Annotated in this window: 20 protein-coding genes; 14 read left to right on the top strand and 6 right to left on the bottom strand. The window is 71.5% G+C overall.

The window, feature by feature from the left end:
- The first annotated feature begins 2 nt into the window (after nucleotides 1–2).
- The 6 genes from mtrB (at nucleotide 3) to ABH926_RS46975 (ending at nucleotide 7,700) form a co-directional block, all read left to right on the top strand.
- Nucleotides 3–1,844, top strand: coding sequence for an MtrAB system histidine kinase MtrB (gene mtrB, locus ABH926_RS47000; RefSeq protein WP_370373783.1), 1,842 nt, complete (start codon nucleotides 3–5; stop codon nucleotides 1,842–1,844).
- Complete coding sequence (locus ABH926_RS46995) at nucleotides 1,841–3,928, top strand: hypothetical protein (protein WP_370373781.1); 2,088 nt, start codon at nucleotides 1,841–1,843, stop codon at nucleotides 3,926–3,928. The genes mtrB and ABH926_RS46995 overlap by 4 nt, the downstream gene beginning before the upstream one ends.
- A gap of 73 nt (nucleotides 3,929–4,001) precedes the next feature.
- The gene (locus ABH926_RS46990; RefSeq protein ID WP_370373780.1) at nucleotides 4,002–4,715 is read left to right on the top strand and encodes a ComF family protein; all 714 of its coding nucleotides are present in this window, start codon (nucleotides 4,002–4,004) and stop codon (nucleotides 4,713–4,715) included.
- A gap of 545 nt (nucleotides 4,716–5,260) precedes the next feature.
- The gene (gene hpf, locus ABH926_RS46985; protein WP_370373779.1) at nucleotides 5,261–5,989 is read left to right on the top strand and encodes a ribosome hibernation-promoting factor, HPF/YfiA family; all 729 of its coding nucleotides are present in this window, start codon (nucleotides 5,261–5,263) and stop codon (nucleotides 5,987–5,989) included.
- A gap of 121 nt (nucleotides 5,990–6,110) precedes the next feature.
- A complete protein-coding gene (locus ABH926_RS46980; protein WP_370373777.1) occupies nucleotides 6,111–6,824 on the top strand; it encodes a response regulator in 714 nt (237 codons plus the stop codon).
- Nucleotides 6,825–6,872: 48 nt separating this feature from the next.
- Nucleotides 6,873–7,700 carry a hypothetical protein gene (locus ABH926_RS46975; RefSeq protein ID WP_370373775.1) on the top strand — a complete coding sequence of 276 codons (828 nt, stop codon included), beginning with the start codon at nucleotides 6,873–6,875 and terminating at the stop codon, nucleotides 7,698–7,700.
- A gap of 72 nt (nucleotides 7,701–7,772) precedes the next feature.
- On the opposite strand, the gene ABH926_RS46970 is transcribed toward ABH926_RS46975, so the two are convergent.
- Entirely contained in the window at nucleotides 7,773–8,978 is a 1,206-nt protein-coding gene (locus tag ABH926_RS46970) for a winged helix-turn-helix domain-containing protein (protein WP_370373773.1), read from the bottom strand.
- Between the two features lie 52 nt (nucleotides 8,979–9,030).
- Nucleotides 9,031–9,660 (bottom strand): GNAT family N-acetyltransferase, encoded by a 630-nt coding sequence (locus tag ABH926_RS46965; RefSeq protein ID WP_370373771.1) that lies wholly within the window; start codon nucleotides 9,658–9,660, stop codon nucleotides 9,031–9,033.
- Nucleotides 9,661–9,831: 171 nt separating this feature from the next.
- Between ABH926_RS46965 and secA the strand changes: the two genes are divergently transcribed.
- Together secA and ABH926_RS46955 are read left to right on the top strand one after the other, a co-directional pair.
- Complete coding sequence (secA, locus tag ABH926_RS46960) at nucleotides 9,832–12,615, top strand: preprotein translocase subunit SecA (RefSeq protein WP_370373799.1); 2,784 nt, start codon at nucleotides 9,832–9,834, stop codon at nucleotides 12,613–12,615.
- Nucleotides 12,616–12,821: 206 nt separating this feature from the next.
- The gene (locus ABH926_RS46955) at nucleotides 12,822–13,592 is read left to right on the top strand and encodes an Rv3235 family protein (protein ID WP_370373769.1); all 771 of its coding nucleotides are present in this window, start codon (nucleotides 12,822–12,824) and stop codon (nucleotides 13,590–13,592) included.
- Nucleotides 13,593–13,636: 44 nt separating this feature from the next.
- On the opposite strand, the gene ABH926_RS46950 is transcribed toward ABH926_RS46955, so the two are convergent.
- The gene (locus tag ABH926_RS46950; protein WP_370373767.1) at nucleotides 13,637–15,433 is read right to left on the bottom strand and encodes a bifunctional lysylphosphatidylglycerol flippase/synthetase MprF; all 1,797 of its coding nucleotides are present in this window, start codon (nucleotides 15,431–15,433) and stop codon (nucleotides 13,637–13,639) included.
- A gap of 183 nt (nucleotides 15,434–15,616) precedes the next feature.
- Here ABH926_RS46950 and ABH926_RS46945 point away from each other — a divergent pair, with 183 nt between their 5' ends.
- From ABH926_RS46945 to pruA, 4 genes are all read left to right on the top strand, one after another.
- Nucleotides 15,617–16,612 carry a patatin-like phospholipase family protein gene (locus ABH926_RS46945; RefSeq protein ID WP_370373765.1) on the top strand — a complete coding sequence of 332 codons (996 nt, stop codon included), beginning with the start codon at nucleotides 15,617–15,619 and terminating at the stop codon, nucleotides 16,610–16,612.
- 65 nt (nucleotides 16,613–16,677) lie between these two features.
- Nucleotides 16,678–17,172: a hypothetical protein gene (locus ABH926_RS46940; protein WP_370373764.1), complete on the top strand. Its 495-nt coding sequence runs from the start codon at nucleotides 16,678–16,680 to the stop codon at nucleotides 17,170–17,172.
- A 56-nt stretch (nucleotides 17,173–17,228) separates the two neighbouring features.
- Nucleotides 17,229–17,909, top strand: coding sequence for an HAD family hydrolase (locus tag ABH926_RS46935; RefSeq protein WP_370373762.1), 681 nt, complete (start codon nucleotides 17,229–17,231; stop codon nucleotides 17,907–17,909).
- Between the two features lie 126 nt (nucleotides 17,910–18,035).
- Entirely contained in the window at nucleotides 18,036–19,694 is a 1,659-nt protein-coding gene (gene pruA, locus ABH926_RS46930) for an L-glutamate gamma-semialdehyde dehydrogenase (RefSeq protein WP_370373761.1), read from the top strand.
- A 9-nt stretch (nucleotides 19,695–19,703) separates the two neighbouring features.
- Here pruA and ABH926_RS46925 read toward each other — a convergent pair whose 3' ends face one another.
- Entirely contained in the window at nucleotides 19,704–19,937 is a 234-nt protein-coding gene (locus ABH926_RS46925) for a hypothetical protein (RefSeq protein WP_370373759.1), read from the bottom strand.
- Nucleotides 19,934–20,413, bottom strand: coding sequence for a MarR family winged helix-turn-helix transcriptional regulator (locus tag ABH926_RS46920; protein WP_370373757.1), 480 nt, complete (start codon nucleotides 20,411–20,413; stop codon nucleotides 19,934–19,936). Before ABH926_RS46920 ends, ABH926_RS46925 begins: the two co-directional genes overlap by 4 nt.
- An 84-nt stretch (nucleotides 20,414–20,497) precedes the next feature.
- On the opposite strand from ABH926_RS46920, the gene ABH926_RS46915 reads away from it, so the two are divergent.
- Both ABH926_RS46915 and ABH926_RS46910 read left to right on the top strand, forming a co-directional pair.
- Nucleotides 20,498–21,955, top strand: coding sequence for an MFS transporter (locus ABH926_RS46915; RefSeq protein WP_370373756.1), 1,458 nt, complete (start codon nucleotides 20,498–20,500; stop codon nucleotides 21,953–21,955).
- A gap of 131 nt (nucleotides 21,956–22,086) precedes the next feature.
- Nucleotides 22,087–24,465 (top strand): ATP-binding domain-containing protein, encoded by a 2,379-nt coding sequence (locus ABH926_RS46910; protein WP_370373754.1) that lies wholly within the window; start codon nucleotides 22,087–22,089, stop codon nucleotides 24,463–24,465.
- Nucleotides 24,466–24,517: 52 nt separating this feature from the next.
- Here the strand turns inward: ABH926_RS46910 and ABH926_RS46905 are convergent, their stop codons facing one another.
- Nucleotides 24,518–25,459, bottom strand: coding sequence for a zinc-binding dehydrogenase (locus tag ABH926_RS46905; protein ID WP_370373753.1), 942 nt, complete (start codon nucleotides 25,457–25,459; stop codon nucleotides 24,518–24,520).
- Nucleotides 25,460–25,537 lie beyond the last annotated feature (78 nt).

The following is a 25,537-nucleotide window of genomic DNA, read 5'->3' as shown; positions in this document are numbered from 1 at the left end:
AGATGCGGGTCTCGAAGTTCACCGGCGGTGCCCGGCGTTTCGGCCGCGCCGTCCTGGAACTGCCCGGGACCTGGCGCGGCTCGCTGCAGTTGCGCGTGGTGTCGCTCACCCTGCTGCTGTCGGTCGTCATCGCGTTCATCCTGGGCTGGGTGCTGGACAGCAAGATCCGCGACGGCCTGGTGCAGGCCAAGGAGAGCTCGTCGCTGGCCATGGTCAGCAGCGGGTTCAGCGAGGCCAGCGCGTCCATCGCCACCGCCTCGGATGGCATCCGGCAGGCCGGGACCGCCGGCGTGCCGCTGCGCGACGCCGGCCCGGCCGCCACCGCCGCGTGGGTCAACAGCCTGGACGACATGGTCCGCAACCTGTGCACCGGCGCCAACAGCGACACCTACCAGGTGATGCTGATGACGGACGAGTCCACCCTCCCGGTCTCGGGCTACACCTGCGGCGGGATCCTGCCCAAGAGCATCCCGGACAAGCTGCGCGGCAAGGTCCAGCCCTACGGCGGGGACAACTTCCAGGCCCAGATGCTCACCACGAACCTGGAGTACGGCGTGCAGACGGCCGCCGGGGACGTGGTCATGCTCGACGCCTCCACCGGGGCCGGGCTGACCGACCACAAGACCCCGGGGCTGCTCTACGGCGGGGCGTTCCAGCTGCCGGACCCCAACCACGACACGGTCAAGTTGTACTACGCCTTCCCGTTCACCACGGAGAGCCAGGCTCTCAACTTCGACAACGAGATGATCGTCATCGCCGGCGCGGTGCTGGTCCTGGCCCTGGCCGGGGTCGCCTGGTTCATCACCCGGCTGGTGGTCACCCCGGTCCGGCAGGCCGCCGGGATCGCCGAGCGCCTGGCCGACGGCCGGTTCGACGAGCGGATGCGGGTGCGCGGCGAGGACGACCTGGCCCGGCTGGCGACCTCGTTCAACACCATGGCCGGCAACATGCAGCGGCAGATCCGCAAGCTGGAGGAGCTCTCGCGGGTCCAGCGCCGGTTCGTCTCCGACGTCTCCCACGAGCTGCGCACACCGCTGACCACCGTGCGGATGGCCGCCGACGTCCTGCACGACTCCCGCGAGGACTTCAGCGGCCCGACCGCGCGCTCGGCCGAGCTGCTGCAGACCCAGCTGGACCGCTTCGAGGAACTGCTCGGCGACCTGCTGGAGATCAGCCGGTTCGACGCCGGCGCCGCGGTGCTGGACGCCGAGCCGGTGGACCTGCGCCTGCTGGCCCGCCGGGTGGTCGACGGCTGCGCGGTGCTGTCCGAGCGCAAGGGCTCGGACGTGCGCATCGTGGCGCCGGAGAGCCCTTGCGTGGCCGAGATCGACCCGCGCCGCATCGAGCGCATCCTGCGCAACCTGGTGGTCAACGCCATCGAGCACAGCGAGGGCCGCCCGGTGGTGGTCAAGGTGGCCGCCTCCGGCGAGGCGGTCGCGGTCGCGGTGCGCGACTACGGCGTCGGCCTCAAGCCCGGCGAGTCCTCGCTGGTCTTCGGCCGCTTCTGGCGGGCCGACCCGGCCCGGGCCCGCACCACCGGCGGCACCGGCCTGGGCCTGGCGATCTCGCTGGAGGACGCGCACCTGCACCACGGCTGGCTCCAGGCCTGGGGCGAGCCCGGCGGCGGCTCGCAGTTCCGGCTGACGCTGCCGCGTACCGCCGGCGTGGAGCTGGTGCGCTCGCCGATCCCGCTGGAGCCGGACGACTCGCGCCACCACAAGCGCCAGGCCGAGGCCGCGCGGCTGGCCGCCGAGGGCGCCGTCGCGGCCGCCCCGCGCCACACCGGCCCGGACCTGACCGGACTCGCCGGGCGCGGCTCGGACCGACTGGGGGAGCGTCGATGACCACGGGGAATCCGGACGGCCGGGCGGCCGCCGGCCCGCGCCGCGCCGCCGGGAACAGGGTGGCCCGCTGGGCCGCCGGGCTGCTCGCGCTGATAGCCGTCGCGGGCACCGCGGCGTGCGCGGGCCCGCCGTCCAAGGGCGACGTCCACGGCGTCACGCTGAACCAGAGCCGGAACAACGTCTTCATCCTGGCCCTGGAACCCAGTGCCTCCATGTCGCCGACGACGCTGGTGTCCAGCTTCCTGCAGGCGCTGACCGGCGACCAGAAGGACCCCACCTTCAGCGTCGCCCAGGAGTACCTGACGCCCGCGGCCCGCGCCAAGTGGAACCCCGCCGCCACCACGACCCAGGTCGTGAACTACTCGGGGCCGGCCCTGACCACCGATCAGAGTGCCGATCAGAGCACGGACCACAGCGCCGACCACAGCGCGCATCCGGATGCCGCCGTTTCCAGCGCGCCCCAGGCCGCCCCGGCGGCGCCGGCCGTCGGCTCGGTGACGAACGTGACCGTGAAGGGCACCGAGGTCGCCCAGATCGACAGCTACGGCTTCTTCCAGTACGTGACGCAGCCGGTCTCGCAGCAGTTCGCGGTGAAGTACCTCGGCCCGGACACCGGGTGGCGGATCGACACGCCGCCGGGCTTCCGCTGGGTCACCCCCGACGCCTTCAAACGGGCCTACCAGACCTACCAGTCCGCGCTGCCGGTCTACCTGCCCACGCACGGCGGGATCTCGCAGATGGACCAGGTGTACCTGACCCAGGACACCGGCAAGCCCGACTACACCTACGACGCCCTGGCCCGCGCCGTGCTGCACGGCAGGTATCCCGCGCAGAACACCCACCTGGAACTGGCGAGCACGGTGGACGTGGATCCCAGCGGTGTGGCCAGAGTGCAGCTGAAGGCGCCGCCGGCCGGGATGACGGACATCAGCGACGTGCAGCACGCGCTGCTCCAGACGTTCCGGGACGCCGCGGAGACCCAGCAGCTGCTCTCCCCGATCCCGCTCGCCGAGGTGAGCGTCACCTATCCCGGCTGTACCGTGTGCCACCCCGAGGACGTCTTGCAGAATTCGGGGCCGCCGACGGCGTACTGGGTGTGCCCGCAGGCGGGGCAGAACGCGAGCGCGGCGATCCTCTCCAAGCAGCTGACCGCCAATGGCGGCCCCGCGGGCGTCTGCCCGGCGAACGGCGGGAAGGTCCAGTCGGTGGTCGGCCTGGGCGACCTGCAACTGCAGAAGAACTCGCCGATCGCGGTGAAACAGACCACCGACTCCTCCGACGTGAAGGCGCCGTCCGGCACGACCGCGGTGGCCGCGGTCGAGAAGGACGGCTCGGTGGTCGTGGTCAACGACAAGAACACCGACCAGCGGGTCTGGTACACCGCGAGCGACCCCGGGAACGTGACCGACCTGGAGTGGGATCCGGTGGACGGCTCGCTCTGGGTGGTCGACAATTCCAACCTCTACCACGTGCAGGATCCCGGTGAGAAGGGCGCCGACGGCCAGAACCGGCAGGCCGTGCTGGTCCCCGGCGGGACGCTGACCCGCTTCAAGCCCTCGCCGGACGGCCTGCGCGCGGTCGTGGTGAACGGGCAGGCCAAGACGAGCAACCCGGCGGCCGCCGGCAGCCCGTTGCCGGCCTCGATGGTGACCATCGACCGCACCGGGAGCGCGCCGACCCTGTCCATGGACACGTTCTTCCAGCTGATGCAGGGCCCCCAGCAGACCGGGGACCAGCTGTCGGCGGCGCTGCAGAACGTCACGGACGCGGCGTGGGCCGACGGCCGCACCGTGGTGCTCCTGGGCACCCAGACCGATTCCACCACCCCCAAGCTCTACAAGGTGTACCTGGACGGTTCGCAGGACTCGACGATCATCGACCCCGACGACGCCCAGCCCGGCGCCCGGCACATCGCCGCGGCGACCGGCGCCAACGGCGGGCACGCGGCGCTGTGGACGTTCAGCGACGCCCCCGAGCCCAACGACCCGTCGAGCACGGTCACGTACTTCAAGCGCAGCGGCGGCACGGACAGCTTCCAGGAGATCGGGTCCAGCCCGGTGGAGGCGACGGTGACCGCGGACTGATTCCGGTGGCGCGCGAAGTCGGGCATGGCGGATAATTCGCCGTATTCCGACCACAGCGCGAACCGGGGGTCCGATGCCGCTCGTCCGCCCGCTCTGGGCCGCCCTGATGGACCTGGCAGCCGAACGCGACTGCGGCGGCTGCGGGCGTCCCCAGCCCTCCGGGGAGCCGCTCTGCCCGGACTGCGACGGCCTGCTCGCCGACGGCGGACCGTGGCGCACGCTGGCGGCGGTGCCCGGCACGCCGCGCACGCACGCGGTGGCCCGGTACGAGGACCCCGTGCGGACCATGCTCATCGGCTACAAGGAGCGCGGGCGCGCCGATCTGCGGCGGGTGCTGGGCCGGGCGCTCGCGCGGGCTGTCGCGGGGACCTTGGAGACGGGCGGCGCGCCGACCACCACCCCGCGCCGGCCCCCGGTGGCACTGATCCCCATGCCCTCACGCCGCAAAGCCGTCCGCGACCGCGGCCAGGACACCACCGCCCGCCTGGCCGGCACCGCGGCGCGGGCCCTGCGCGAGGTCGGCGTGCCGGCCCGGGCCGTGTCCGCGCTGCGCCACGCCCGCGCCGTCGAGGACCAGGCCGGCCTGTCCCGCCAGGAGCGCGCCGCGAACCTCTCCGGAGCCCTGCGGGCCCGCCGTGCCGCCGCCCTCGCCGGAGCCGCCGTGGTCCTCGTCGACGACATCAGCACCAGCGGCGCCAGCCTGGCCGAAGCGGCCCGGGCGCTGCGGGCGGCCGGGGTGCCGGTGATCGGGGCGGCCACGATTGCCGCCGCGCGGGTACGCATGTGACGCGCGAATCTGGTTATCCAGTGGGCGTGTCTCGTTATGTGAACCACCGAGGAATCGGTACGAAACCCCGCACAAACCCCGGTCGAACGCCGTTCCGATCACTCGAACGGTCCAACGCCGCCTTCGGCCTCTTCCGCCGGGCGCCATCGAGGGCTAGTTTTCAGCCATAGGCACTCGCCCACGAGTTAGTGAGCAGGCACGATGCGCACCAGCACGCTCATAATCGGCCACCTCTAGCGGGTGGCTCCCGGCCCCTTCGGCCCGGCCCGTCCCCCTCGAACACCTCGCGTCGCGGCCGTACCCCCGGCGACTCAAGTCGGAACCCGTACCGGCTGTGACTTCCTCCACTCGGAAACCCGGGCACGAAGTACATCCGGCGTACGTTGGAGGTCTACAAGTCGATCTCGATCTAGGAGTTCGATGTCGCATCACAAGAGCAGTCCCCGATCACTTCGCGGAGGCGCCGCTGGTTGAACCCTCATCCGACGCCGAAGCCGGTAGCCCTGAGCCCGGCACAGATCTGAACGCGAGATTGGAGAACGCGCGTGGACATCGTCGTCAAGAGCCGCCATCACGAGGTGACCGACCGGTTCCGCCGGCACGTGATGGAGAAGTTGGCCAAGGTCGAGGAGATGGACGGCAAGGCCATCAGCCTCACCGTCGTGCTGGGCGAGGAGAAGAACCCCCGCCAGGCCGAGCAGAAGGACCGGATCGAGCTGACGCTGGACTGCCCCCGTTCCCCGGTGATCCGGGCCGAGGCGTGCGCCGGCGACCCCTATTCGGCGCTCGATCTGGCTGCGGCCAAGCTCCAGGCGCAGCTCCGCAGGGTCAAGGACCGGCGGAAGATCCACCGCAACCGCAAGGCGATCGCCGATTCCATCAAGCACATCCCGCCGATGGCGGACCTGCCGACGGGCACCGAGCCGCTGCTCACGTCCGACGGCGCGACCGGCGACAACCCCGAGGTGGATCTGCAGCCCTACGGTGTCCCCGGCCAGGCCGGTGAGGGCCCGATGGTGGTCCGGGAGAAGACCCACGCGGCTGCTCCGATGACGCTCGACCAGGCGCTCTACGAGATGGAACTCGTCGGTCACGACTTCTATCTCTACGTGGACAAGGACTCCGGCCTGCCGGCGGTCGTCTACCGGCGCCGGGCCTACGACTACGGCGTGATCCACCTCGAGGCCTCCGAGGCGATGGCCGAGTCCATGATGAACGGGTCGTCGATGAACGGCTCCTCACCGTCGGACCGGATGGCCAGCGCCCGGCGCTGATCGGATCGCCGGTCCCGGCGGTCCTTGATCAACAGGACTCTGATCTCAGGGGATTCCCCCACGGAGCCGGCCTCGCCGGCTCCGTGGGGTTGAGAGGGTTCAACGATCACTCGGATGGGTAATGTCATGTGTCCTTCCGAGGTGTCATCATGGTTCTGTGTCGGAAGCCATAAGAGTCCTCATAGCCGACGACCACACGCTCCTGCGGCGGGGGCTGGCCGTCGTCCTCGACACCGAGGACGACATCGAGGTGGTGGGCGAGGCGTCGGACGGCGCCGAGGCCCTGCGCAAGGCCCAGGAGCTGGTGCCCGACGTGGTGATCCTCGACGTCCGGATGCCCGACACCGACGGTCTGGCGGCGTGCGCGGCGATCAAGCGCTCGGTCCCGGGCGTCAAGGTCATCATGCTGACCTCCAGCGACGAGGAGACCGACCTGTACGAGGCGGTCAAGTCCGGCGCCTCCGGCTACCTGCTCAAGAGCGTGCTCCCGCACACCATCCCGGACGCGCTGCGCGCCGTCCAGCGCGGTGAGTCACAGGTGAGCCCTTCGATGGCGGCGAAGTTGATGACCGGTTTCGCCGCTTTGGCGCGAGGCGCGGACGCCTCGAACGCCCCGGCCCCGACCGCCGCGGCGCCCAAGCTCACCGACCGCGAGATGGAAGTCCTCAAACTGGTCGCCACCGGGCGCAACAACCGGGAGATCGCCAAGGAGCTGTTCATCACCGAGAACACGGTGAAGAACCACGTCCGCAACATCCTTGAGAAGCTGAACCTGCACTCCCGCATGGAAGCCGTTGTCTACGCGGTGCGCGAGAAACTCCTGGAGATCACCTAGCGTTAGCGGCTTGACATGGTGAGACGCCTCCCGCGTAGGTTCGTGACCATGGACATATCCGTGACGTTGAGAGACGCCGCGGACGGCGGGGTGATAGCGCGCACGGTGGTTCCGACGCAGAGCCTGCCCCCGGCGTTCGACGGAACGCAGATGCTGGAGGCCGCGGGCCGGGTGTGGCGGGTGGTCCGGGCCGAGCCGGCCTTCCGCGAGGAGTACGAGCTGATCGGCGAGCTGGAGCTCACCCTGCGCCTGGTCGAGCAGGAGCCGCGGGTCGAGCTGATGCCGGCCCGCGACATCCACTTCAGCATGTCCAGCATCAGCGACCGCCTGCCGGACATCGCCGGGCCGCTGGACGGTCGCACGGTGCTGCTGGTCAAGGACGACCTGTGGCGCGACGTGGAGCTGGTCGGGCCGCGGGGGGCGTCCGCGGTCGAGGAGAACCTGCTGGCCATCCGCCGGATCCAGGACGAGTTCCGCTCCGGCCCCGGCTTCACCGAGATCCACCTGCGCCAGACCCCTGCCGAGCCGTTGGACGGGGTCACGGTGACGGTCGAGGACCTGGCCGCGGGACTGGGCACCACCACGCACTTCGTCCGCCCGGTCGCGATCGAGGGCCGCGGCGTGGTGCTCGGCGGGTTCGCGCTGACGGTCGCGGACGGCGTGCACGTCTACGGCCTCGTCGACACCGCCAGCCGGGTGAAGGTCGCCGGCGTGCACCGCACCGGCATCGCCGGACCGGAGGTCGCCGGCGCCTTCGGGGCGCTGTTGCGGGAGCGCGGTCTGGAGCTGGTCGACTGGCGCGGGGGTCTGCGGACCGACGACGCCGAAGTACTGGTCAGCTGGTTCGGGGCGCCGCCGCAGCCGTTGTGGCGCTAGTGATCTGATCCGATGATCGGCCTTCGGGCCGAGTGGGGGCGACGGATTCCCGAGCCGGGCCGCCAGGAGTCGTCAGCTCAGCGCGGCCCGCAGCGCCGCCGCCGCACCGGCCGGACTCACCTGCTCCACGGCGACGGCGTCGCACCCGACCCAGCCCGCGGCCTCCCGCAGCGCGTCGGCCATCGGGCGCACCGCGTTCGCCGTGTCCAGCGACACCTTGCGCGCGACCAGCGTCTTCCCTTCGCGCTTGGGGTCCACGCGGCCCAGCAGCCTGCCGCCGGCCAGCAGCGGCATCGCGAAGTAGCCGTGCACCCGTTTCGCGGCAGGCGTGTACGCCTCGATCCGGTGCACCATCCCGAAGATCCGCTCCATCCGGTCGCGCTCCCAGATCAGCGAGTCGAACGGGGACAGCAGCGTGGTCCGGTGCCGGCCGCGCGGGCCGCCGGCGGCCAGCAGTTCCAGGGCCGCGGGATCGGCCCAGGCCGGCCGGCTCCAGCCCCGGACCGTCACCGGCACCAGGCCGGTCTGCTCCATCAGGGGCCTGGCCTCAGGGATCTTCAACCGGTAGTAGTCGGCCAGGTCGCCTATCGTCCCCACGCCCAGCCGCCGGCCGGCCTGCGCCAGCAGGCGGACGTGCGACTCCTCGCGGGTCGGCTCCGGGGCGTCCAGCACGGCCTTCGGCAGCGCGCGCTCCGGCAGGTCGTAGACCCGGCGCCAGCCGCGCCGCTCGACACACACCACGTCGCCGGTCGCCAGCATCTTCTCGACCGCGACCTTGCTCTCCGACCAGTCCCACCACTCCGCGCTCTTGCGCGCCCCGCCGAAGTCCGAGGTCATGCAGGGACCCTCGTCTCGCAGCTTGCCGAGTACGAGCGCCTCGGCCTCGCCGGTGGTCGCCATGCCCCAGCCGCCGTTGGCCCGGTTGCGGAAGTTCGCCCGGCGGTAGGCGAAGGTCGGCCACTCCTCGACGGGCAGGATGCAAGCGGCGTGCGCCCAGTACTCGAAGGTCGAGGCGCCGTGCGCCTCGTGGTTCCAGTACGCCTTCTCGATCGCCTCGCGCCCGACCGCTCCGAGCCGGGCGTAGGGCACCAGTTCGTGCGAGCGTGCCAGTACGCTGATGGTGTCCAGCTGGACCGCCCCCAGGCCGTGCAGCACGCCCGCGACCCCGCCGCGGCGGTCCGGCGCGCCGATCAGCCCCTGCGCGTGCAGGGCCAGGCGGCGGGCCTCGTCGGTGGACAATTCGGCGTGCGGAGCGGGTACGGATGTCACATCCGTCACGCTAGCGGTCGCCACCGACAGCCCGGCCGACCGCAGTTCCGCGGTTTTCCGCCTACCGCAGCTCTCCGGGCAGGATGTCCGCCAGCCACATGTCGCGCAGCCGGCCGTGGTGCGCGTGCGAGGAGCGCTGCCGGCCGACGATCGTGAAGCCCGCCTTCTCGATCACTCTGCGCGACGCCGCGTTGCCGTCGAAGGCCTGCCACGTGACACGCCCGAGCGCGGCCTCTTCGAAACCCCACCGAACGACTTCGCGCACACTCTCTGTGATGAAACCGCGACCGCGCGTCTCGGGGTTGGCCCAGTATCCGATCTCCGCGGACCGCACTCCGCGGTTCGCCACGGAGGCCTTGATCCCGGCGAGCCCGATCGCCCCGGCGATCTGTCCGGTGTCCTTGACGAAGATCCCGAACGTCGCTTCGTCTCCGCTCCGGAATCCCCTAGGTGTGTGTTCCCGCACGAACCATTCCGCGTCCTTCATCTGATAGGGGGACGGCACAGTGGTCCAGCGCTGGACTTCCGGGTCCTGGCAGATCCGGAAGATCTCCGGGATGTCCGCGTCGCGCCACGGCCGCAACAGCAGTCGCGCGGTCTCCAAAGGGCCCTGGGGCAGCGGCGGAGCGGCCGGAGCGAGATCCGGTATGGGAACCGGTTCGGGGCGCTCGCGCGTTCGCTGTATGTCCATCGCCCCACCGTAGGCGAGCCGGATCGGCGGTCTCCAGGGAATATGCCGATGATCATCACGCCGCGCTCTTCCCTTGGAGTGCGGGCCGTCGCATAACATGTTGGAAAAGGCGGGGCATCCCCCTGCCTGCCCGAGCCCGTAATCGAGGAGTTGTCTGCCGTGGCGCGTCTGATGGACAAGGTCTTGCGGGCCGGCGAGGGGAAGATCCTGCGCCGGCTGGAGGCCGTCGCCGACCTCGTCGAGGAGATCGAGGACGATTACGTCCAGATGAGCGACGCCGAGCTGCGTGCTCAGACCGACGAGTTCCGGGCCCGCCTGGAGGACGGCGAGACGCTGGACGACCTGATGCCCGAGGCCTTCGCGGTGGTCCGCGAGGCGGCCAAGCGCACCCTGGGCCAGCGCCACTACAAGGTGCAGCTGATGGGCGGCGCCGCGCTGCATCTGGGCAACATCGCCGAGATGCGCACCGGCGAGGGCAAGACGCTGGTCGGCACCCTGCCCGCGTACCTGAACGCGCTGGCCGGCAAGGGCGTGCACATCGTCACCACCAACGACTACCTGGCCGAGCGCGACTCGTCCTGGATGGGCCGGGTGCACCGGTTCCTGGGCCTGCAGGTCGGCGTGATCCTGGCGAACATGACGCCGGCCGAGCGCCGCGAGCAGTACAACTGCGACATCACCTACGGCACCAACAACGAGTTCGGCTTCGACTACCTGCGCGACAACATGGCGTGGTCGAGGGAGGAGATGGTCCAGCGCGGCCACTTCTACGCCTGTGTCGACGAGGTCGACTCGATCCTCATCGACGAGGCCCGGACCCCGCTGATCATCTCGGGCCCGGCGGACCAGGCCACCAAGTGGTACACCGACTTCGCCAAGATCGTGGACCGGCTGGCCCCGGAGGTCGACTACGAGGTCGACGAGAAGAAGCGCACCGTCGGCATCCTGGAGCGCGGTGTGGAGCGGGTCGAGGACCTGCTGGGCATCGACAACCTCTACGAGTCCGTGAACACCCCGCTGGTCGGCTACCTGAACAACGCCATCAAGGCCAAGGAGCTGTTCAAGAAGGACAAGGACTACGTCGTGATGAACGGCGAAGTCATGATCGTCGACGAGCACACCGGCCGCATCCTGGCCGGCCGCCGCTACAACGAGGGCATGCACCAGGCCATCGAGGCCAAGGAGCAGGTCGAGATCAAGGACGAGAACCAGACGCTCGCCACGATCACCCTGCAGAACTACTTCCGCCTCTACGAGAAGCTGGCCGGCATGACCGGTACCGCGATGACCGAGGCCGCGGAGTTCCAGCAGATCTACAAGCTGGGCGTGGTGCCGATCCCGACGAACAAGCCGCTGATCCGCATGGACCAGCAGGACCTGATCTACGTCAGCGAGGAGGCGAAGTTCGAGGCGGTCGTCGACGACATCGCCGAGCGCAGCGCCACCGGCCAGCCGGTGCTGGTCGGCACCACCTCGGTGGAGAAGTCCGAGCGCCTGTCGCAGATGCTGCGCAAGCGCGGCGTCCCGCACGAGGTCCTCAACGCCAAGTACCACGAGCGCGAGGCCGCGATCGTGGCTCAGGCCGGCCGCAAGGGCGCGGTCACCGTGGCCACCAACATGGCCGGCCGAGGCACCGACATCCAGCTCGGCGGCAACCCCGACGACATGGCCAACGCCGAGCTGATGCAGCGCGGCCTGGACCCGGAGCAGACCCCGGAGGAGTGGCTGGCGGCGCTGCCGGACGCGCTGGAGAAGGCCAAGCGCAAGGTGAAGACCGAGCACGACGAGGTCCAGGACCTCGGCGGGCTGTACGTGCTGGGCACCGAGCGCCACGAGTCCCGCCGCATCGACAACCAGCTGCGCGGTCGTGCCGGCCGCCAGGGCGACCCCGGCGAGACCCGCTTCTACCTCTCGCTGGGCGACGACCTGATGCGCATGTTCAAGGCCGGCATGGTCGAGCGCGTGCTGGCCATGGCGAACGTCCCGAAGGACGTGCCGATCGAGCACAAGATGGTCACCCGGGCCATCGCCAGCGCGCAGACCCAGATCGAGCAGCAGAACTTCGAGATCCGCAAGAACGTCCTGAAGTACGACGAGGTCCTCAACCGCCAGCGCCTGGTGGTCTACGAAGAGCGCCGCAAGGTGCTCGACGGCGCGGACCTGGAGGACCAGGTCCGGCTGATGATGGACGACACCATCGCCGGCTACGTCGACGCCGCCACCTCCGAGGGCTACGCCGAGGAGTGGGACCTGGACAAGCTCTGGACCGCGCTGGAGACGCTGTACCCGATCTCGGTGACGGTCGAGGAGATCGAGGAGGCCGCCGGCGGCGCCGACAAGGTCACCCGGGACGTGCTGGCCGACGAGCTGACCGCCGACATCCGCAGCGGCTACGACCACCGCGAGGAGCAGCTCGGCGAGCAGATCACCCGCGAGCTCGAGCGCCGCGTGGTCCTGTCGGTTCTGGACCGCAAGTGGCGCGAGCACCTGTACGAGATGGACTACCTGCAGGAGGGCATCGGCCTGCGCGCCATGGCCCAGCGCGACCCGCTGGTCGAGTACCAGCGCGAGGGCTACGCGATGTTCCAGGCGATGATGGACGCCATCAAGGAGGAGTCCGTCGGCTACCTGTTCAACCTCAAGGTCGAGGTCGAGGCCGTGAACCAGGACCCGGAGGCGCAGGCGCAGGCCGCGGCCACCGCGAACGCCCTGGCCGGCGGCCAGGGCGGGGTCCAGGACGCGGTCCCCGGCGCCCCGCACCTGCTGGCCAAGGGCCTGGAGGCCCCGCGCCGCCCGGACCACCTGAGCTACACGGCCCCCACGGTCGACGGCGAGGGCGGCGTCCTGCAGCGCGAGGTGTCCTTCGCCACCGAGTACGGCGAAGACGTGGTTCACGAGCCGCTCGAGGACGAGGCCCCGCGCCGCCGCTCCTCGGGCAAGCGCAAGAAGCGCTGAAGCGGCATGGGTACTGAGCTCTGAGCTGAGGACTGCTGAGCCCCGAGCACCGGGCTGAGCACCGAGCACCGAGCCGGGTCCTGAGCGGATCAGGGCCCGGCGAAGCTGGGCCGAACGGCTGACTTTCCCCGGGAAGTCAGCCGTTTCGCATGCCCCTGTGATCTGCTGGAAACTCGGTTCCGGCAGGACAGGGGAGGTGGTGGCCCGTGGCACCGGTGCGTGCGGTCGGGACGGTCGAGGTCGGCGCGCGGTGGCGGCGGGATAACAGGCCAGACTTCCCGGGCATCGCGGTGTGGGTGGACGCGGTGGCGGAGATTGAGATCGCCGCGGAGTGCTTCGAGGACCTCGCCGGGATCCAGGACTCCCGCGGGTCGGGCGGTCGTTCGCAGGGTATGGATGACGCCGGCCCTATGCCGTGCGCCGTGGACCAGCCGTCGCCGGAGTCGGAGTGCGGGATGGCGTGGAGTCCGCTGTCGGGCAGCGGCCGGGAGCCGCGTCCGGGGCTGTTGCTGTCCGTGGTGCGGGCAGGAGCCGTGATCGCCTACCCGACGCCGCTGCCCGACCCGCCGGCGGGTGTGCTGGCCGGGGCCCTGTCACGCCCGGAGGCCGCAGCCGAGCCCAGGCCAGACGTACTGCCCGTGGAAGAAGCGCCGTCCCGTCCTCGCCCGCGCCGCACCGCGCCGCAGAAGGCTTATGGCGAAGTCAGAGCCCTGGTAGGCGTCCTTGTCGAGATCCTCGTCGGCCGGCGCGCCGCCGTCCACGCGGCCCGCTGGACCGACCCCGAGGTCCGCGGCAAGCTCCGCATCCCGCGCTACGCCCGGACCGCATCGCTGAAGTCCGTCCGTCTCGCCGAGAGCGGTGAGGGCATCGAAGCCCTCGCGCTGGTCCAGGACAGCGGCCGTACCCGCGTCGTCGCCCTGCGCTTCGACCGGATCGAGGACTCGCGCTGGCAGTGCACCGCGCTTCAGGCCGGCTGAGGCCCCGCTGAGGCAGGTTGAGGCCGGCGGGTCCGGCCGGCTCGCTACCAGCCCCGCCGTCGCACGGCCCGCCCCACGGCGTCCTCGTCCCGGATCTCGCCGTCCAACTGTGCCCGCTCCCGCTCCCGCGCCCGCTCTCCGGCCGGCGCCACCCGCCGGCGGTCCAGCGGCAGCGAGAACTCCATCGCGAGCGCCGAGGCGGCCAGCCAGCCGACCTCGCCCCACGACCGGAACATCACCGACCGCGGCTGCCAGCCGGGCCGGAACTTGGCGTTGAACCGGTACAGGCTCTCCAACATGATCCACGGGTCCAGCAGGTGGATCGCGCGGTACGCCGCGCTCTGCAGCGGTGTGCGGCGGCTGCCGGCGTCCATGATCGGGCGGAAGGCCGCGAAGTTCAGCGAGATCTCCGCGACGCCCCGCTCCCGGGCCCAGGCGGCCAGGTCGACGATCAGGCGCTCGTTCACGCCGTTCGGGCTCTGCGGGTCGCGCGGCATCACGTCCAGCGACAGCGCCGTCGGGTGGCCGGAGAGCTGATCGGCGCCGACCGGGTGGTAGCGCTGGAAGCCGACCGCGCGGCCGTCGGCGGCGTAGGCGACGATCAACAGCGCGTCGGGGTGCCGGGCCGAGGTGATGGCGTCCAGGTTCATCGCGAAGCCGTGCTCGGCGTGCCCCTTCAGCCAGCGCTGGTGGATGGCCAGCAGTTGGTCGGCCTCCTGCTCGTCCAGGGCCGTCTCCCGCAGCACGCGCGTGGTGATCCCGGCCTTGTGCGTCCGGCGCACCGCCTGCCGCACGTTGCGGATCGACCGCCCCTCCAGCGAGAAGGCGGCCACGTCCAGCATGACCTCGTCCCCGATCTCGATCGAGCGCCGCATCCCGTGCTCCCGCCACAGCGGCAGCAGCGCCTCGCGCGCGCCCAGCACCGCGGGCCGCCACCCGCGGCGCCGGCACAGAGCCAGGAACTCGGCCATCGCGGCCTCCCGGGCGTCCGCGGCGCCGAACGGGTCGCCGCCCACCACCGCGGTGCCCAGGAAGACGCGGTACCCGATGGCGGCGCGGCCGTCGGGGGAGAAGACGTAGGACTTGTCGTGCCGCAGCGCGAACGGGGCCAGCGTGTCCGAGTCCGGATGCTGCACCAGCCGCCGCACCCGGTCCCGTTCCGCGTCCGTCCCCGGGAGCGGAGCCCGCGCCGGCGCCAGCAGGCATGTCAGCACCAGCAGCAGCGTGATACCGCCGAGCAGGGAGAGCCCGTGGAGAAACCACGAGCGCCCCTCGATCGTCATCGGCTCGGAGTTCGCCGTCAGGCCGTCGAACAGCTCGCGCCCCAGCCCGACCGGGGTCAGCGAGGAGCTGAGCCGGCCCCGCTGCAGGAAGATCCCGCCGCCCCCGACCACGAGCGCGAAGATGCCGAACCCGAGGAGCCAGTGCAGGGCGGTGCGCACCCGCGTGGCGTCGGGCACGGCAGTGAACCGCATCCGCGCCCCCCACAGCGCCCACCCGAAGGCCGCCATCGGCACCAGCCGCCACGGCTGGTCCCAGGTGATCAGCGACATCGCCGTCGACCACACCACTGCGGCAGAGGTCAGATACAGCGCCATCAGACGCCGCATGTACAGGCCGCGCCCCAGAAGCAGGAAGGCGAGCCCGATGTGCACCGCGTGGCCGCCGGAGGGTGTCGTGCCGATGATCACGATGACGGTCCTGGCGAGCCAGGACGGCGGGCTGGAGGCTGCCGCGTACCCGAACAAGGTCGCCGCCGCGGCGAGCACCAAGGCGGCGAACGGCCACACCGTGAGCCGGTCCTCAGGGACCGGCACCTCGCTTCCATCCCGGTCAGCCATGGGCACTACCTCCCGCGACACACGAACGGCCCCGCCTGTCACGGTATTCCCGCCAGAAAGCCCTGTGTATCCGACTTTGGTCGGCATCGACGCCGGGTAGCGCGCCGGCTCCGCCGTTACAGTCGAGAGAAGTCTGGGGAAACGGATCATCGAGAACGGACCACCGGCGAGGGGAGAGACACGATGGCCTCCACGGCGGTGCGGCGCGGACTGGTCCTGGGCGGCGGCGGCATGCTCGGCGCGGCCTGGATGGTCGGGTCGCTGTCGGTGCTCAGCGAAGCGATCGGCTGGGACCCGCGCGAGGCCGAGATGATCGTCGGGACCTCCGCCGGCTCGGTGCTGGGCGCGCTGATCGGCGCCGGCGCCACCCCCGCGGACCTGTACGAGCACCAGCTCACCGGGCGCATCGAGCGGGGGCCGCTCACCGGCCTGGAGTTCGACTACGCCACCGCGGCCGGCGGCGCGCACCCGGAGCGGCCCAAGCTGCGGCTGGGGTCCGGCCCGCTGCTGGCCCGGACCGCACGCCATCCCCGCTCCGTGCCCCCGACCGCCGTCATGGCCGCCGCGATGCCGCCGGGCCGCGGCTCGCTCGGCGGCGTCGGCGAGCTCGTCGAAGCCCTGCCGCACGCCGCGGACGGCTGGTCGCCGCACAAGGCGCTGCGCATCGTGGCGCTGGACTTCACCACCGGCGAGCGCGTCACCTTCGGCAACCCCCGGGCCCCGCACACGACGCTGGCCGAGGCCGTGACCGCCTCCTGCGCGATCCCGGGCTGGTTCGCCCCGATCATCATCGACGGCCGCCGCTACGTGGACGGCGGCATGTGGTCGGCGACCAACGTGGACGTGGCCGACAAGCAGAGCTTCCAGGAGATCGGCGAGCCGCCCCTGGACGAGCTCTACGTCCTGGCCCCGATGGCGGTGCGCGGCTTCAACGGCCCGCCGCACAGCGTCATGGAGCGCGTGGCGCGCCGCTACCGCAGGGGCGTGACGCGGCGGATGCTGATGGAGGCGCAGCGGGTGCGCGCCGACGGCACGAAGGTCATCGTGTTCTGCCCGACCGCCGACGACTTCGAAGCCATCGGCCTGAACGTGATGGACGGCGACCGCCGCCCGCACGTCCTGGAGACCGCGATGCGCACCACCCGCGAGCAGATCGACGCCCAGCGGACCCTGGCGTAGAAGTCCGCTATAGCGCTCCCCGGCGCGGCGCGCTACACCGCACCCCCGAAGGGGATAATGGCGCAATGCGCGTCTACCTTCCCGCGACCCTGTCAGTGCTCGCCGAGCTCCACAAGACGGGGGTGGTCGCCGACGCTCCGCTGACGGCGTACGCGGTCACGCCGGCGCTGCGCGAGTGGTACACCGAAGGGGACAGCGAGGAGCTGGAGTACGCCGCCATGACCGACGCCGCGCGCGCCTCGCTGCGTCTGCTGGCCGACGCCCCGGACGCGCCCCGCCGCCGCGTGGTGGTGGCCGCCGAGGTGCCCGACGCGCACGCCCAGCCGGTCCTGGACGGCGCCGAGCCCGGCCTGGTCCGGGTCAGCGCCGAGATCCCGCTGTCCTGGGTGGCCTCGCTGCACGTCGACGACCCGGCCGTGATCGACGAGGTGGCGCTGGCCGTGGTGCTGCTCGGCGCGGCCGAGGCCGGGGACGAGGACGCGTCGTTCACCGTGGACGGGATCGACGACCACGAGCTGCTGTGGTACGCCACACAGGAGCTCCCCGACCTGCTGGGTTAGCAGGATCATCGCCTGCGGGAAACAAAACTGGTGGCGACCGCCGATAGCCTGTTCAGGTGACTGTGCCGAAGATGCAGCAGCCAACGCACCTCGTCTGGGACTGGAACGGCACCGTCCTGAACGACTTCGAGATCATCCTGCGCTCCACGAACGACTCGTTCGCCGACCACGGCCTGCCGCCGATAACGGCCGAGCAGTACCGCACGCAGATCAAGATGCCGATCCGGGCCTTCTACGCCGACATCATCGGCCGCGAGCCCGAGGACGAGGAGTGGGAGGCGCTCGACGCCACCTTCCACAAGTACTACGTCGCCTACGAGCGCGAGGCGCGCCTGTCCGACGGCCTGCCCGACCTGTTCCGGGAGTGGTCCGGGCGCGGGCACTCGCAGTCGCTGCTGTCGATGTACCACGACGACAAGCTCGTCCCGGTGGTCCGGCACCACGGCATCGCCGGCCACTTCGCGCTGGTCCAGGGCACCACGCCGCCGCGTCCGGCGCGCAAGGGGCAGCACCTGCGGGACCACCTGGCCCGCCTGGACGTGGACCCGGCGCGGGTGGTGCTCATCGGCGACTCGCCGGACGACGCGGCGGCCGCCGCCAGCGTCGGCGCGCGCGTGATCCTGTACTCCGGCGGGTTCGCCGCCGCGCAGTCGCTGCGGGCCGCCGGGGCGCCGATCGCCGACAGCCTGACCGCCGCGGTGGCGCTGATCGACGAGGTCATGGTCGCGCGCGACTGAGCCGGCTGAGCCTATTGAGCCGGCGCGCCGCCGCCGGGTGCGCGTCCATCGATCCGTGCATCGATTCGTCCATCGATCGGCGCATCCGTGTGGCGCCCCCTTCCGCGCCGCGATGGGATGCGGATCATGGCCGCGCACGCGAACGAGGACGTCACCGGCGTCACGAAGGTCCCCGTCCCCTCGAACGAACCGGTGCTCGACTACGCGTCCGGCAGCCCCGAGCGCGCGGCCCTGACCGCGAAGCTCGCCGAGCTCTCCGCGCTGCGCCACGACCTGACCGCGACCATCGGCGGCCGCCAGCGCCACGGCGGCGGCGAGCCGATCGACGTCGTCCAGCCGCACAACCACAAGGCGGTCCTGGGCACCCTGCACAACGCCACCCAGAACGACGCCCGGGCCGCCGTCGCCGCCGCCCGCGAAGCCGCCCCGGCCTGGCGCGCGCTGTCCTTCGACGACCGCGCCGCGATCCTGCTCAAGGCCGCCGACCTGCTGTCCGGCCCGTGGCGGGCGACCCTGAACGCGGCGACCATGCTGGGCCAGTCCAAGACCGCGGTGCAGGCCGAGATCGACAGCGCCTGCGAGCTCATCGACTTCTGGCGCTTCAACGCCGAGTTCGCCCGGCAGACCCTGGCCGAGCAGCCGCCCGAGAATTCCCGCAGCGTCTGGAACCGCACCGACCACCGGCCGCTGGACGGCTTCGTCTACGCGATCACGCCCTTCAACTTCACCGCGATCGCCGGCAACCTGCCGACCGCCCCGGCGCTGATGGGCAACACGGTGATCTGGAAGCCGTCGCCGACCCAGCAACTGGCCGCGCACGTCACCATGCGGCTGCTGGAGGCCGCGGGCCTGCCGCCCGGGGTGATCAACATGCTGCCGGGGGACGGCCTGGCGGTCTCCGAGGTGGTGCTGGCCGACCAGCACCTGGCCGGCATCCACTTCACCGGCTCGACCGCCACCTTCCAGCACCTGTGGCGGACCGTCGGCGAGAACATCGCGGCCTACCGCGCCTACCCGCGCATCGTCGGCGAGACCGGCGGCAAGGACTTCGTGCTGGCACATCCCAGCGCGGATCGGGCGGTGCTGAAGACGGCGCTGACCCGCGGCGCGTTCGAGTACCAGGGCCAGAAGTGCTCGGCGGCCTCGCGCGCGTACGTCCCTCGTTCCATCTGGAGAGACCAGGGGCTGCGCGAGGAGTTCTCCGCCGAGGTCGACGGGCTGACCATGGGCGACCCGGCCGATATGGCGAACTTCATGGGCGCGGTGATCGACGCCCGGGCCTTCGCCAAGCACCGCCGGGTGCTGGACATCGCGCACGGCGACGACACCATCCGCATCGCCGCAGGCGGGAGCGCCGACGACTCGGTCGGCTACTTCGTGCGGCCGACGGTGATGGTGTGCACGAACCCCGGGCACGAGATCTTCTCCACCGAGTACTTCGGCCCGCTGCTGTCGGTCTACGTGTACGACGACCACGACTACGACCGGGTCCTGCACGGTGTCGAAGGCGTCACCGACTACGCGCTCACCGGCTCGATCATCGCGCAGGACCGGGCGGCCGTGGCCGAGGCGATGAGCGTGCTGCGCTTCGCCGCCGGCAACTTCTACATCAATGACAAGCCGACCGGGGCCGTCGTCGGCCAGCAGCCGTTCGGCGGATCCAAGTCCTCCGGCACGAACGACAAGGCCGGGTCGGCGCAGAACCTGATGCGGTGGACGTCCACGCGCTCGATCAAGGAGACGTTCGTCCCGCCGACGGACCACCGCTATCCGCACATGGACTAGTCGGCCGGTTCAGAGCGGCTCGTCGAACAGCGTGACGCCCGCAGCGGCGCCCGCCGGGCTGCGCGCCCACTCGCGGATCTCCGTTCCGACCGCGCCGTGCACGGTGATCCAGCTCTGGTCGGCGTACTCGAAGACGAGGGCGAGCAGGTCCTGGTTGGCCGCCTGGTGGGCGTCCACCGCCTCGGCGTCCGCGTACTCCTCGACCGCCGCGTAGTCGCCGGGAGCGCCGCGGAAGAAGCTCATGCGCTCCACTCCTTCGAGGCCTGCTTCGCCATGTCCACCATCATGTCCATGAACCCGGCGATGGTCTCCAACTGCTCGCTGTCGTAGCGGTCCAGGAGCTCCACCGCGGTGTTGTTCATCCCGGCGAACAGCCGCACGACCTCCCCGACCCGCTCGCGCACCGGCTGGATCAGCACCACGCGCCGGTCCTCGGGGCTGCGCTCCCGGGACACCCAGCCGGACTTCTCCAGCTTGTCCAGGATCCCGGTCATGGTCGCCGGGTGCATGCCCAGCCGCTGCCCCAGCGTCTTGGCGCTCATCGCGCCGTCGCGCATCAGCACGTCCAGCGCCTTCATCTCCACGTCCCGCAGCCCCACCTGCTCGCCGGCCCGCAGGTTGAGCACCGTCATCACCACGGACATCTCGCGGAAGCTGTCCGTGATCTGGTTCATCGTGCGCCGACGGGAGCGGGAGGCCGCGGCGTCGGGCCCCGACATCCCGTTAGATGATACGGAACTCATATGATACCTTCTTCGTAACGTACGAATCTCAAAGTAATAGCGTACCGGAGGGGGTCTCCCGTGTCTGCGTCCTTCCTATCAACCGGCAGAGGCAAGCTCATTCTGCTGCTCTTGTGCGGCGTCGCGTTCCTGGATCTGGTCGACGCCTCGATCGTGAACGTGGCGCTGCCCGCCATCCGCCAGGACCTGCACTTCAGCACGCAGGGCCTGCAGTGGGTGCCGAGCGGCTATCTGCTCACCTACGGCGGGTTCATGCTGCTCGGCGGACGTGCCGCCGACTTGTTCGGCCGGCGCCGCGTGCTGGTCACCGGGACGGTGGTGTTCGGTCTGGCCTCGCTGGCCGGCGGGTTCGCCGGCTCGGCCGGACTGCTCGTCGGCGCGCGGCTGGTCCAGGGCGTCGGCGCCGCCTTGATGATGCCCGCCGCGCTGTCGCTGCTCACCACGACGTTCAAGGAGGGCGCGGACCGCACGAAGGCGTTCGGCGCGTGGGGTGCGGTGGCGGGCCTGGCCTCGGCGGTCGGCGTGCTGGCCGGCGGTCTGCTCACCGACGGTCCCGGGTGGCGCTGGGTGATGTTCGTGAACCCGCCGTTCTGCGTGGTGATCCTCGTCGGCGCGTTCCGGATGTTCGAGGCGGACGGCAAGCGGGTCTCCCTCAAGGGCCTGGACCTCGTCGGCGCGTTCCTGGTCACCGCCGGGATGCTGCTGCTGGTGTTCGGCCTGGTGAAGGCTCCGGACCAGGGGTGGGGGTCCAGCCGGACGGTGCTGGAGCTGGCCGGGGCCGGGCTGCTGCTGGTGGTGTTCGTCGTGAACGAGCGCTTCAGCCGTGAGCCGCTGCTGCCGCTGTCGGTCTTCCGGATCCGCGGCCTGGTCGCAGCGGACGTCACGCAGCTGGTCGGGGTCGCCGGGTTCATCTCCATGTTCTTCTTCCTGACCCTCTACATGCAGAACGTCGAGGGCTGGTCGCCGATCCGCACCGGCCTGGCGTACCTGCCGATCACGGTCGCCGTCGGGATCGGCGCCGGGGTGGCGCCGAAGCTGGTGGCGAAGGTCGGCACCCGGCCGGTCGTGGTCTCCGGCGCGGCGGTCGCCTCGGTCGGCGTCTACTTGCTGGCCCAGCTGAAGGTGCACGGCTCGTACGTCAGCGGGATGCTGCCGGGCATGGTGATCATGGCGATCGGGCTCGGGCTGCTGTTCGTGGCGATCTCCACGGCCGCCAACGCCGGCGTGCCGCACCACCAGGCGGGTCTGGCCGCCGCGCTGCTGAATGCCTCGCAGCAGGTCGGCGGCGCGCTGGGGCTCGCGGTCTTCGCCGCGGTCTCCACGGCGCGGCTGAACCACGAGCTGAAGCAGGGGGTGCGGCCCACCGCGGCCTTCACGTCCGGACTGTCCTGGGCGCTGACGGCCTGCGCGATCGCGGTGGCCTGCGCGGCGGTCATCGCGCTGCGGACCCGCAACGTGCACAGCGAGGCGGAGGCGGAAGCTCTGGCCGAGGTGGAGGAGCTCGTCACGGCCCGCTGAAACACCGCGCGGCCCTGAAACAAAACGAGCCCGAAGGCTCTGCGACGGCGTCTGCTATCGTAGAGTTTTCGGGCACAGCCAAATAACCAGAGAACTGGTACGTGCTTGATTCTGGAGCATCGGGAGGCGTTTTGTCAAGGGGTACGGAAGAAATCCTCCACGAACAGCGGTACCTGGACTTCCTGTACAAGCGTCTCGACGCGCTGCGCGGCCGCACCGAGGACCACCTCGCCGGCGTGTTGCGCGCCGGCACCGGCACCCAGCAGGCGCGCACCGAGCGCGACACGCTGGCCACCGCCGGCGCCGGCCGGATCGCGCAGCTGGACGCCGCCGAGGAAGGACTCTGCTTCGGCCGGCTGGACCTGGTCGAGGGCGAGCGCCGCTACGTCGGCCGGATCGGCATCCTCGACGAGGACGGCGACTTCGAGCCCCTGCTGGTGGACTGGCGGGCGCCGGCGGCCCGGCCGTTCTACGTGGCGACCTCCGCGGCGCCGCAGGGCGTGCGGCGCCGGCGCAGCATCCGGACCCGCTTCCGGACCGTCGTCGAGATCGACGACGACGTGCTGGATCTGGACATCGCCGCCGACGGCGACGCCTCCGGGCTGGTCGGCGAGGGCGCGCTGCTGGCGGCCCTGACCGCCGGCCGCACCGGCCGGATGCGCGACGTGGTGGAGACCATCCAGGCCGAGCAGGACCACGCGATCCGGTCGGAGCTGCGCGGGGTCCTGGTCGTGCAGGGCGGCCCGGGCACCGGCAAGACCGCCGTGGCGCTGCACCGCGCGGCCTACCTGCTCTACACCTACCGCGAGCGGCTGGCCAAGCGCGGCGTGCTGATCGTCGGGCCGAACCCGACCTTCCTGCGCTACGTCTCGCACGTGCTGCCGGCGCTGGGGGAGACCAGCGCGGTGCTGGCCACGGTCGGGGAGATGTTCCCGGGGGTGCGGGCCTCGCGCGCCGACGCCCCGGAGGTCGCCGAGATCAAGGGCCGGGCGGTGATGGCGGACCTGATCGCCGGCGCGGTGCGGGCCCGGCAGCGGGTGCCCGAGGACGTGCTGGAAGTGGTCTACGAGGGCGTGAAGTACCGGCTGACCCGAGAGACCTGTGAGGCCGCCCGCGAACTGGGGCGTAAAGCCAGCCGGCTGCCCAACCTGGGCCGTAAGGCGTTCGCCGAGTACGTCATCGACACCCTCGCCGGGCAGGTCGTGGACCGGCTGAACGACGATCCGCACCGCCAGGAGACGCTGGCGATGGTGAACCTGATCGCCGAGGAGCTCGGCGAGGACCCCGCGGAGATGGCCGACGGCGTGTTCCTGGGCCGGGCCGACCGCGACCAGATCGCGGCGTCGCTGGCCGACGAGCCGAGCGTGCAGGAGGCGCTGGACTGGCTGTGGCCGCAGCTGACGCCGCAGCGGATGCTGGCCGAGCTGTTCGCGACACCGGAGCTGCTGCGCGAGGCCGTGGAAGAGGCCGCGGACGGCGGCGCGGGCCCGGCGGACGGCGCGCCGCTGCTGACGGACGCCGAGATGGACCTGCTGCTGCGCACCCCGGGTGGTTGGTCGGCGGCCGACATCCCGCTGCTGGACGAGGCGGCGGAGCTGCTCGGCGAATCCGACACCGCCGAGGCGGCGGCGCGGGCCGAGGCCGAGCGCCGGGCCCGCATCGCCTACGCGCAGGGCGCCCTGGAAGTAGCCGAGGGCTCTCGCTCGATCGACCTGGAGGACCCGCGCGAGGAGATCGTCACCGCCGTGGACCTGGTCTCGGCCGAGATGCTGGCCGAGCGGTTCGAGGAGGTCGACGGCCGCAGCGTGGCCGAGCGCGCGATGGGCGACCGGACCTGGACCTTCGGGCACGTGATCGTGGACGAGGCGCAGGAGCTCTCGCCGATGGCCTGGCGGCTGCTGATGCGGCGCTGCCCGGCCCGCTCGATGACACTGGTCGGCGACGTCGCGCAGACCGGCGACCCGGCCGGGGCGGCGTCCTGGGGCGCGGTGCTGGCGCCGCACGTCGGCGACCGCTGGCGGCTGGCGGAGCTGACGGTGAACTACCGCACCCCCTCGGAGATCATGGCCGTGGCCGCCGAGGTGCTGGAGCGCATCGACCCGGGGTTGAAGCCGCCGCGCTCGGTGCGCTCCAGCGGCGAGGAGCCCTGGCGGGTGTCGGTGCCGGCGTCCTCGCTGGCCGCGAAGGTCGCCGAGCTGGCGTTGGCCGAGGACGCGGCGCTGGCGGCCGGGGAGGCCGGGCGGATGGCGGTGCTGGTGCCGGCCGAACGCCTGGCCGAGGTGGCGGCGGCGGTGGCGGCGCGGCTGCCCGAGGCCGGCTACGGCTCGGACCCGGACCTGGAGCGGCGCACCGTCGTGCTGCCGGTGCGCCAGGCGAAGGGGCTGGAGTTCGACACCGTGCTGGTCGTCGACCCGGCCGCGATCGCCGCCGCCCGGCATGGCGAGAACGATCTCTACGTCGCGCTGACCCGGGCCACGCAGCGGCTGGGGATCGTCGAGGTCGAGGGCTGACGTACAGCCGCCGACCGCGGTGCGGGTCTCGGTGGGGCTTCGGGGGGGTTTGTCAGACCGTGAAGACGATCTTCCCGAACGCCTCGCCCTGCGCCATCCGCTCGAAGCCGGTCCGGGCCTGGTCCAGCGGCAGCACCGAGTCGACGACCGGCCGCACGTCCGTGGTGTCGCACAGCCGGGCCAGCGCCTTGAGCTCGTCCAGCGAGCCCATGGTCGAGCCGACGACGCGCAGCTGCAGGAAGAAGATGCGGGTCAGCTCGGCCGGCGGCATGGCGCCGGAGGTCGCGCCGGAGATGACGATCGTGCCCTCGGGCCGCAGCGACTTCACCGAGTGCGCCCAGGTCGCGGCGCCGACCGTCTCCATCACCGCGTCCACCCGCTCCGGCAGGCGGGCGCCGGACTCGAAGGCGGCGTGCGCGCCGAGCTCCACGGCCCGCGCCCGCTTCTCCTCGCTGCGCGAGGTCGTCCACACCCGGAACCCGGCGGCCCGGGCCAGCACGATCGCCGCGGTCGCCACGCCGCCGCCGGCGCCCTGGATCAGCACCGTGTCACCGGGGCGCAGGCCGGAGTTGCGGAAGAGCATCCGGTAGGCGGTGAGCCAGGCGGTCGGCAGGCACGCGGCCTGCTCCCAGGACAGCGCGGCCGGTTTGGGCACCAGGTTGGCCTTGGGGACCAGCACCTTCTGCGCGAAGGTGCCGTCGTAGGCCTCGGTGAGGATGGACGGCTTGCCGTCCCGCGGGTCGATGACGGAGTGGATGATCACCTCGTTGCCGTCCTCGTCGAGCCCGGCGGCGTCGCAGCCCAGGATCATCGGCAGCTTGTCCTCGGTGATGCCCACGCCGCGCAGGGTCCACAGGTCGTGGTGGTTCAGGGCCGCGGCCTTGACCGTGACCGTGGTCCAGCCCGCGCGGGGCTCGGGCTCGGCGCGTTCCCCGAGTTCGAGGCCGGACAGGGGGTCCTTGGAGTCGATGCGCACGGCGCTCACTGCGAACATGGGCCGAGCATAGACCGCGGGTGGCCGCGGGCCGCTGTGGCTGTGCGCGCCGTCACGGCGCGGGCGGGCGGGGTCCGG

Origin of the sequence: Catenulispora sp. GP43, from assembly GCF_041260665.1 — a bacterium.
Taxonomy (GTDB): Bacteria; Actinomycetota; Actinomycetes; order Streptomycetales; family Catenulisporaceae; genus Catenulispora.
Note: the sequence above shows the minus strand (reverse complement) of the source record. Positions and strands in the feature narration are given on the sequence as shown.

Coding starts and splice junctions, on each gene's coding strand:
- mtrB (WP_370373783.1), top strand. CDS start 3: ATGCGGGTCTCGAAGTTCACCGGCGGTGCCCGGCGTTTCGGCCGCGCC.
- ABH926_RS46995 (WP_370373781.1), top strand. CDS start 1,841: ATGACCACGGGGAATCCGGACGGCCGGGCGGCCGCCGGCCCGCGCCGC.
- ABH926_RS46990 (WP_370373780.1), top strand. CDS start 4,002: ATGCCGCTCGTCCGCCCGCTCTGGGCCGCCCTGATGGACCTGGCAGCC.
- ABH926_RS46980 (WP_370373777.1), top strand. CDS start 6,111: ATGTCATGTGTCCTTCCGAGGTGTCATCATGGTTCTGTGTCGGAAGCC.
- ABH926_RS46975 (WP_370373775.1), top strand. CDS start 6,873: ATGGACATATCCGTGACGTTGAGAGACGCCGCGGACGGCGGGGTGATA.
- ABH926_RS46965 (WP_370373771.1), bottom strand. CDS start 9,660: ATGGACATACAGCGAACGCGCGAGCGCCCCGAACCGGTTCCCATACCG.
- secA (WP_370373799.1), top strand. CDS start 9,832: ATGGACAAGGTCTTGCGGGCCGGCGAGGGGAAGATCCTGCGCCGGCTG.
- ABH926_RS46950 (WP_370373767.1), bottom strand. CDS start 15,433: ATGGCTGACCGGGATGGAAGCGAGGTGCCGGTCCCTGAGGACCGGCTC.
- ABH926_RS46945 (WP_370373765.1), top strand. CDS start 15,617: ATGGCCTCCACGGCGGTGCGGCGCGGACTGGTCCTGGGCGGCGGCGGC.
- ABH926_RS46940 (WP_370373764.1), top strand. CDS start 16,678: ATGCGCGTCTACCTTCCCGCGACCCTGTCAGTGCTCGCCGAGCTCCAC.
- pruA (WP_370373761.1), top strand. CDS start 18,036: ATGGCCGCGCACGCGAACGAGGACGTCACCGGCGTCACGAAGGTCCCC.
- ABH926_RS46925 (WP_370373759.1), bottom strand. CDS start 19,937: ATGAGCTTCTTCCGCGGCGCTCCCGGCGACTACGCGGCGGTCGAGGAG.
- ABH926_RS46920 (WP_370373757.1), bottom strand. CDS start 20,413: ATGTCGGGGCCCGACGCCGCGGCCTCCCGCTCCCGTCGGCGCACGATG.
- ABH926_RS46905 (WP_370373753.1), bottom strand. CDS start 25,459: ATGTTCGCAGTGAGCGCCGTGCGCATCGACTCCAAGGACCCCCTGTCC.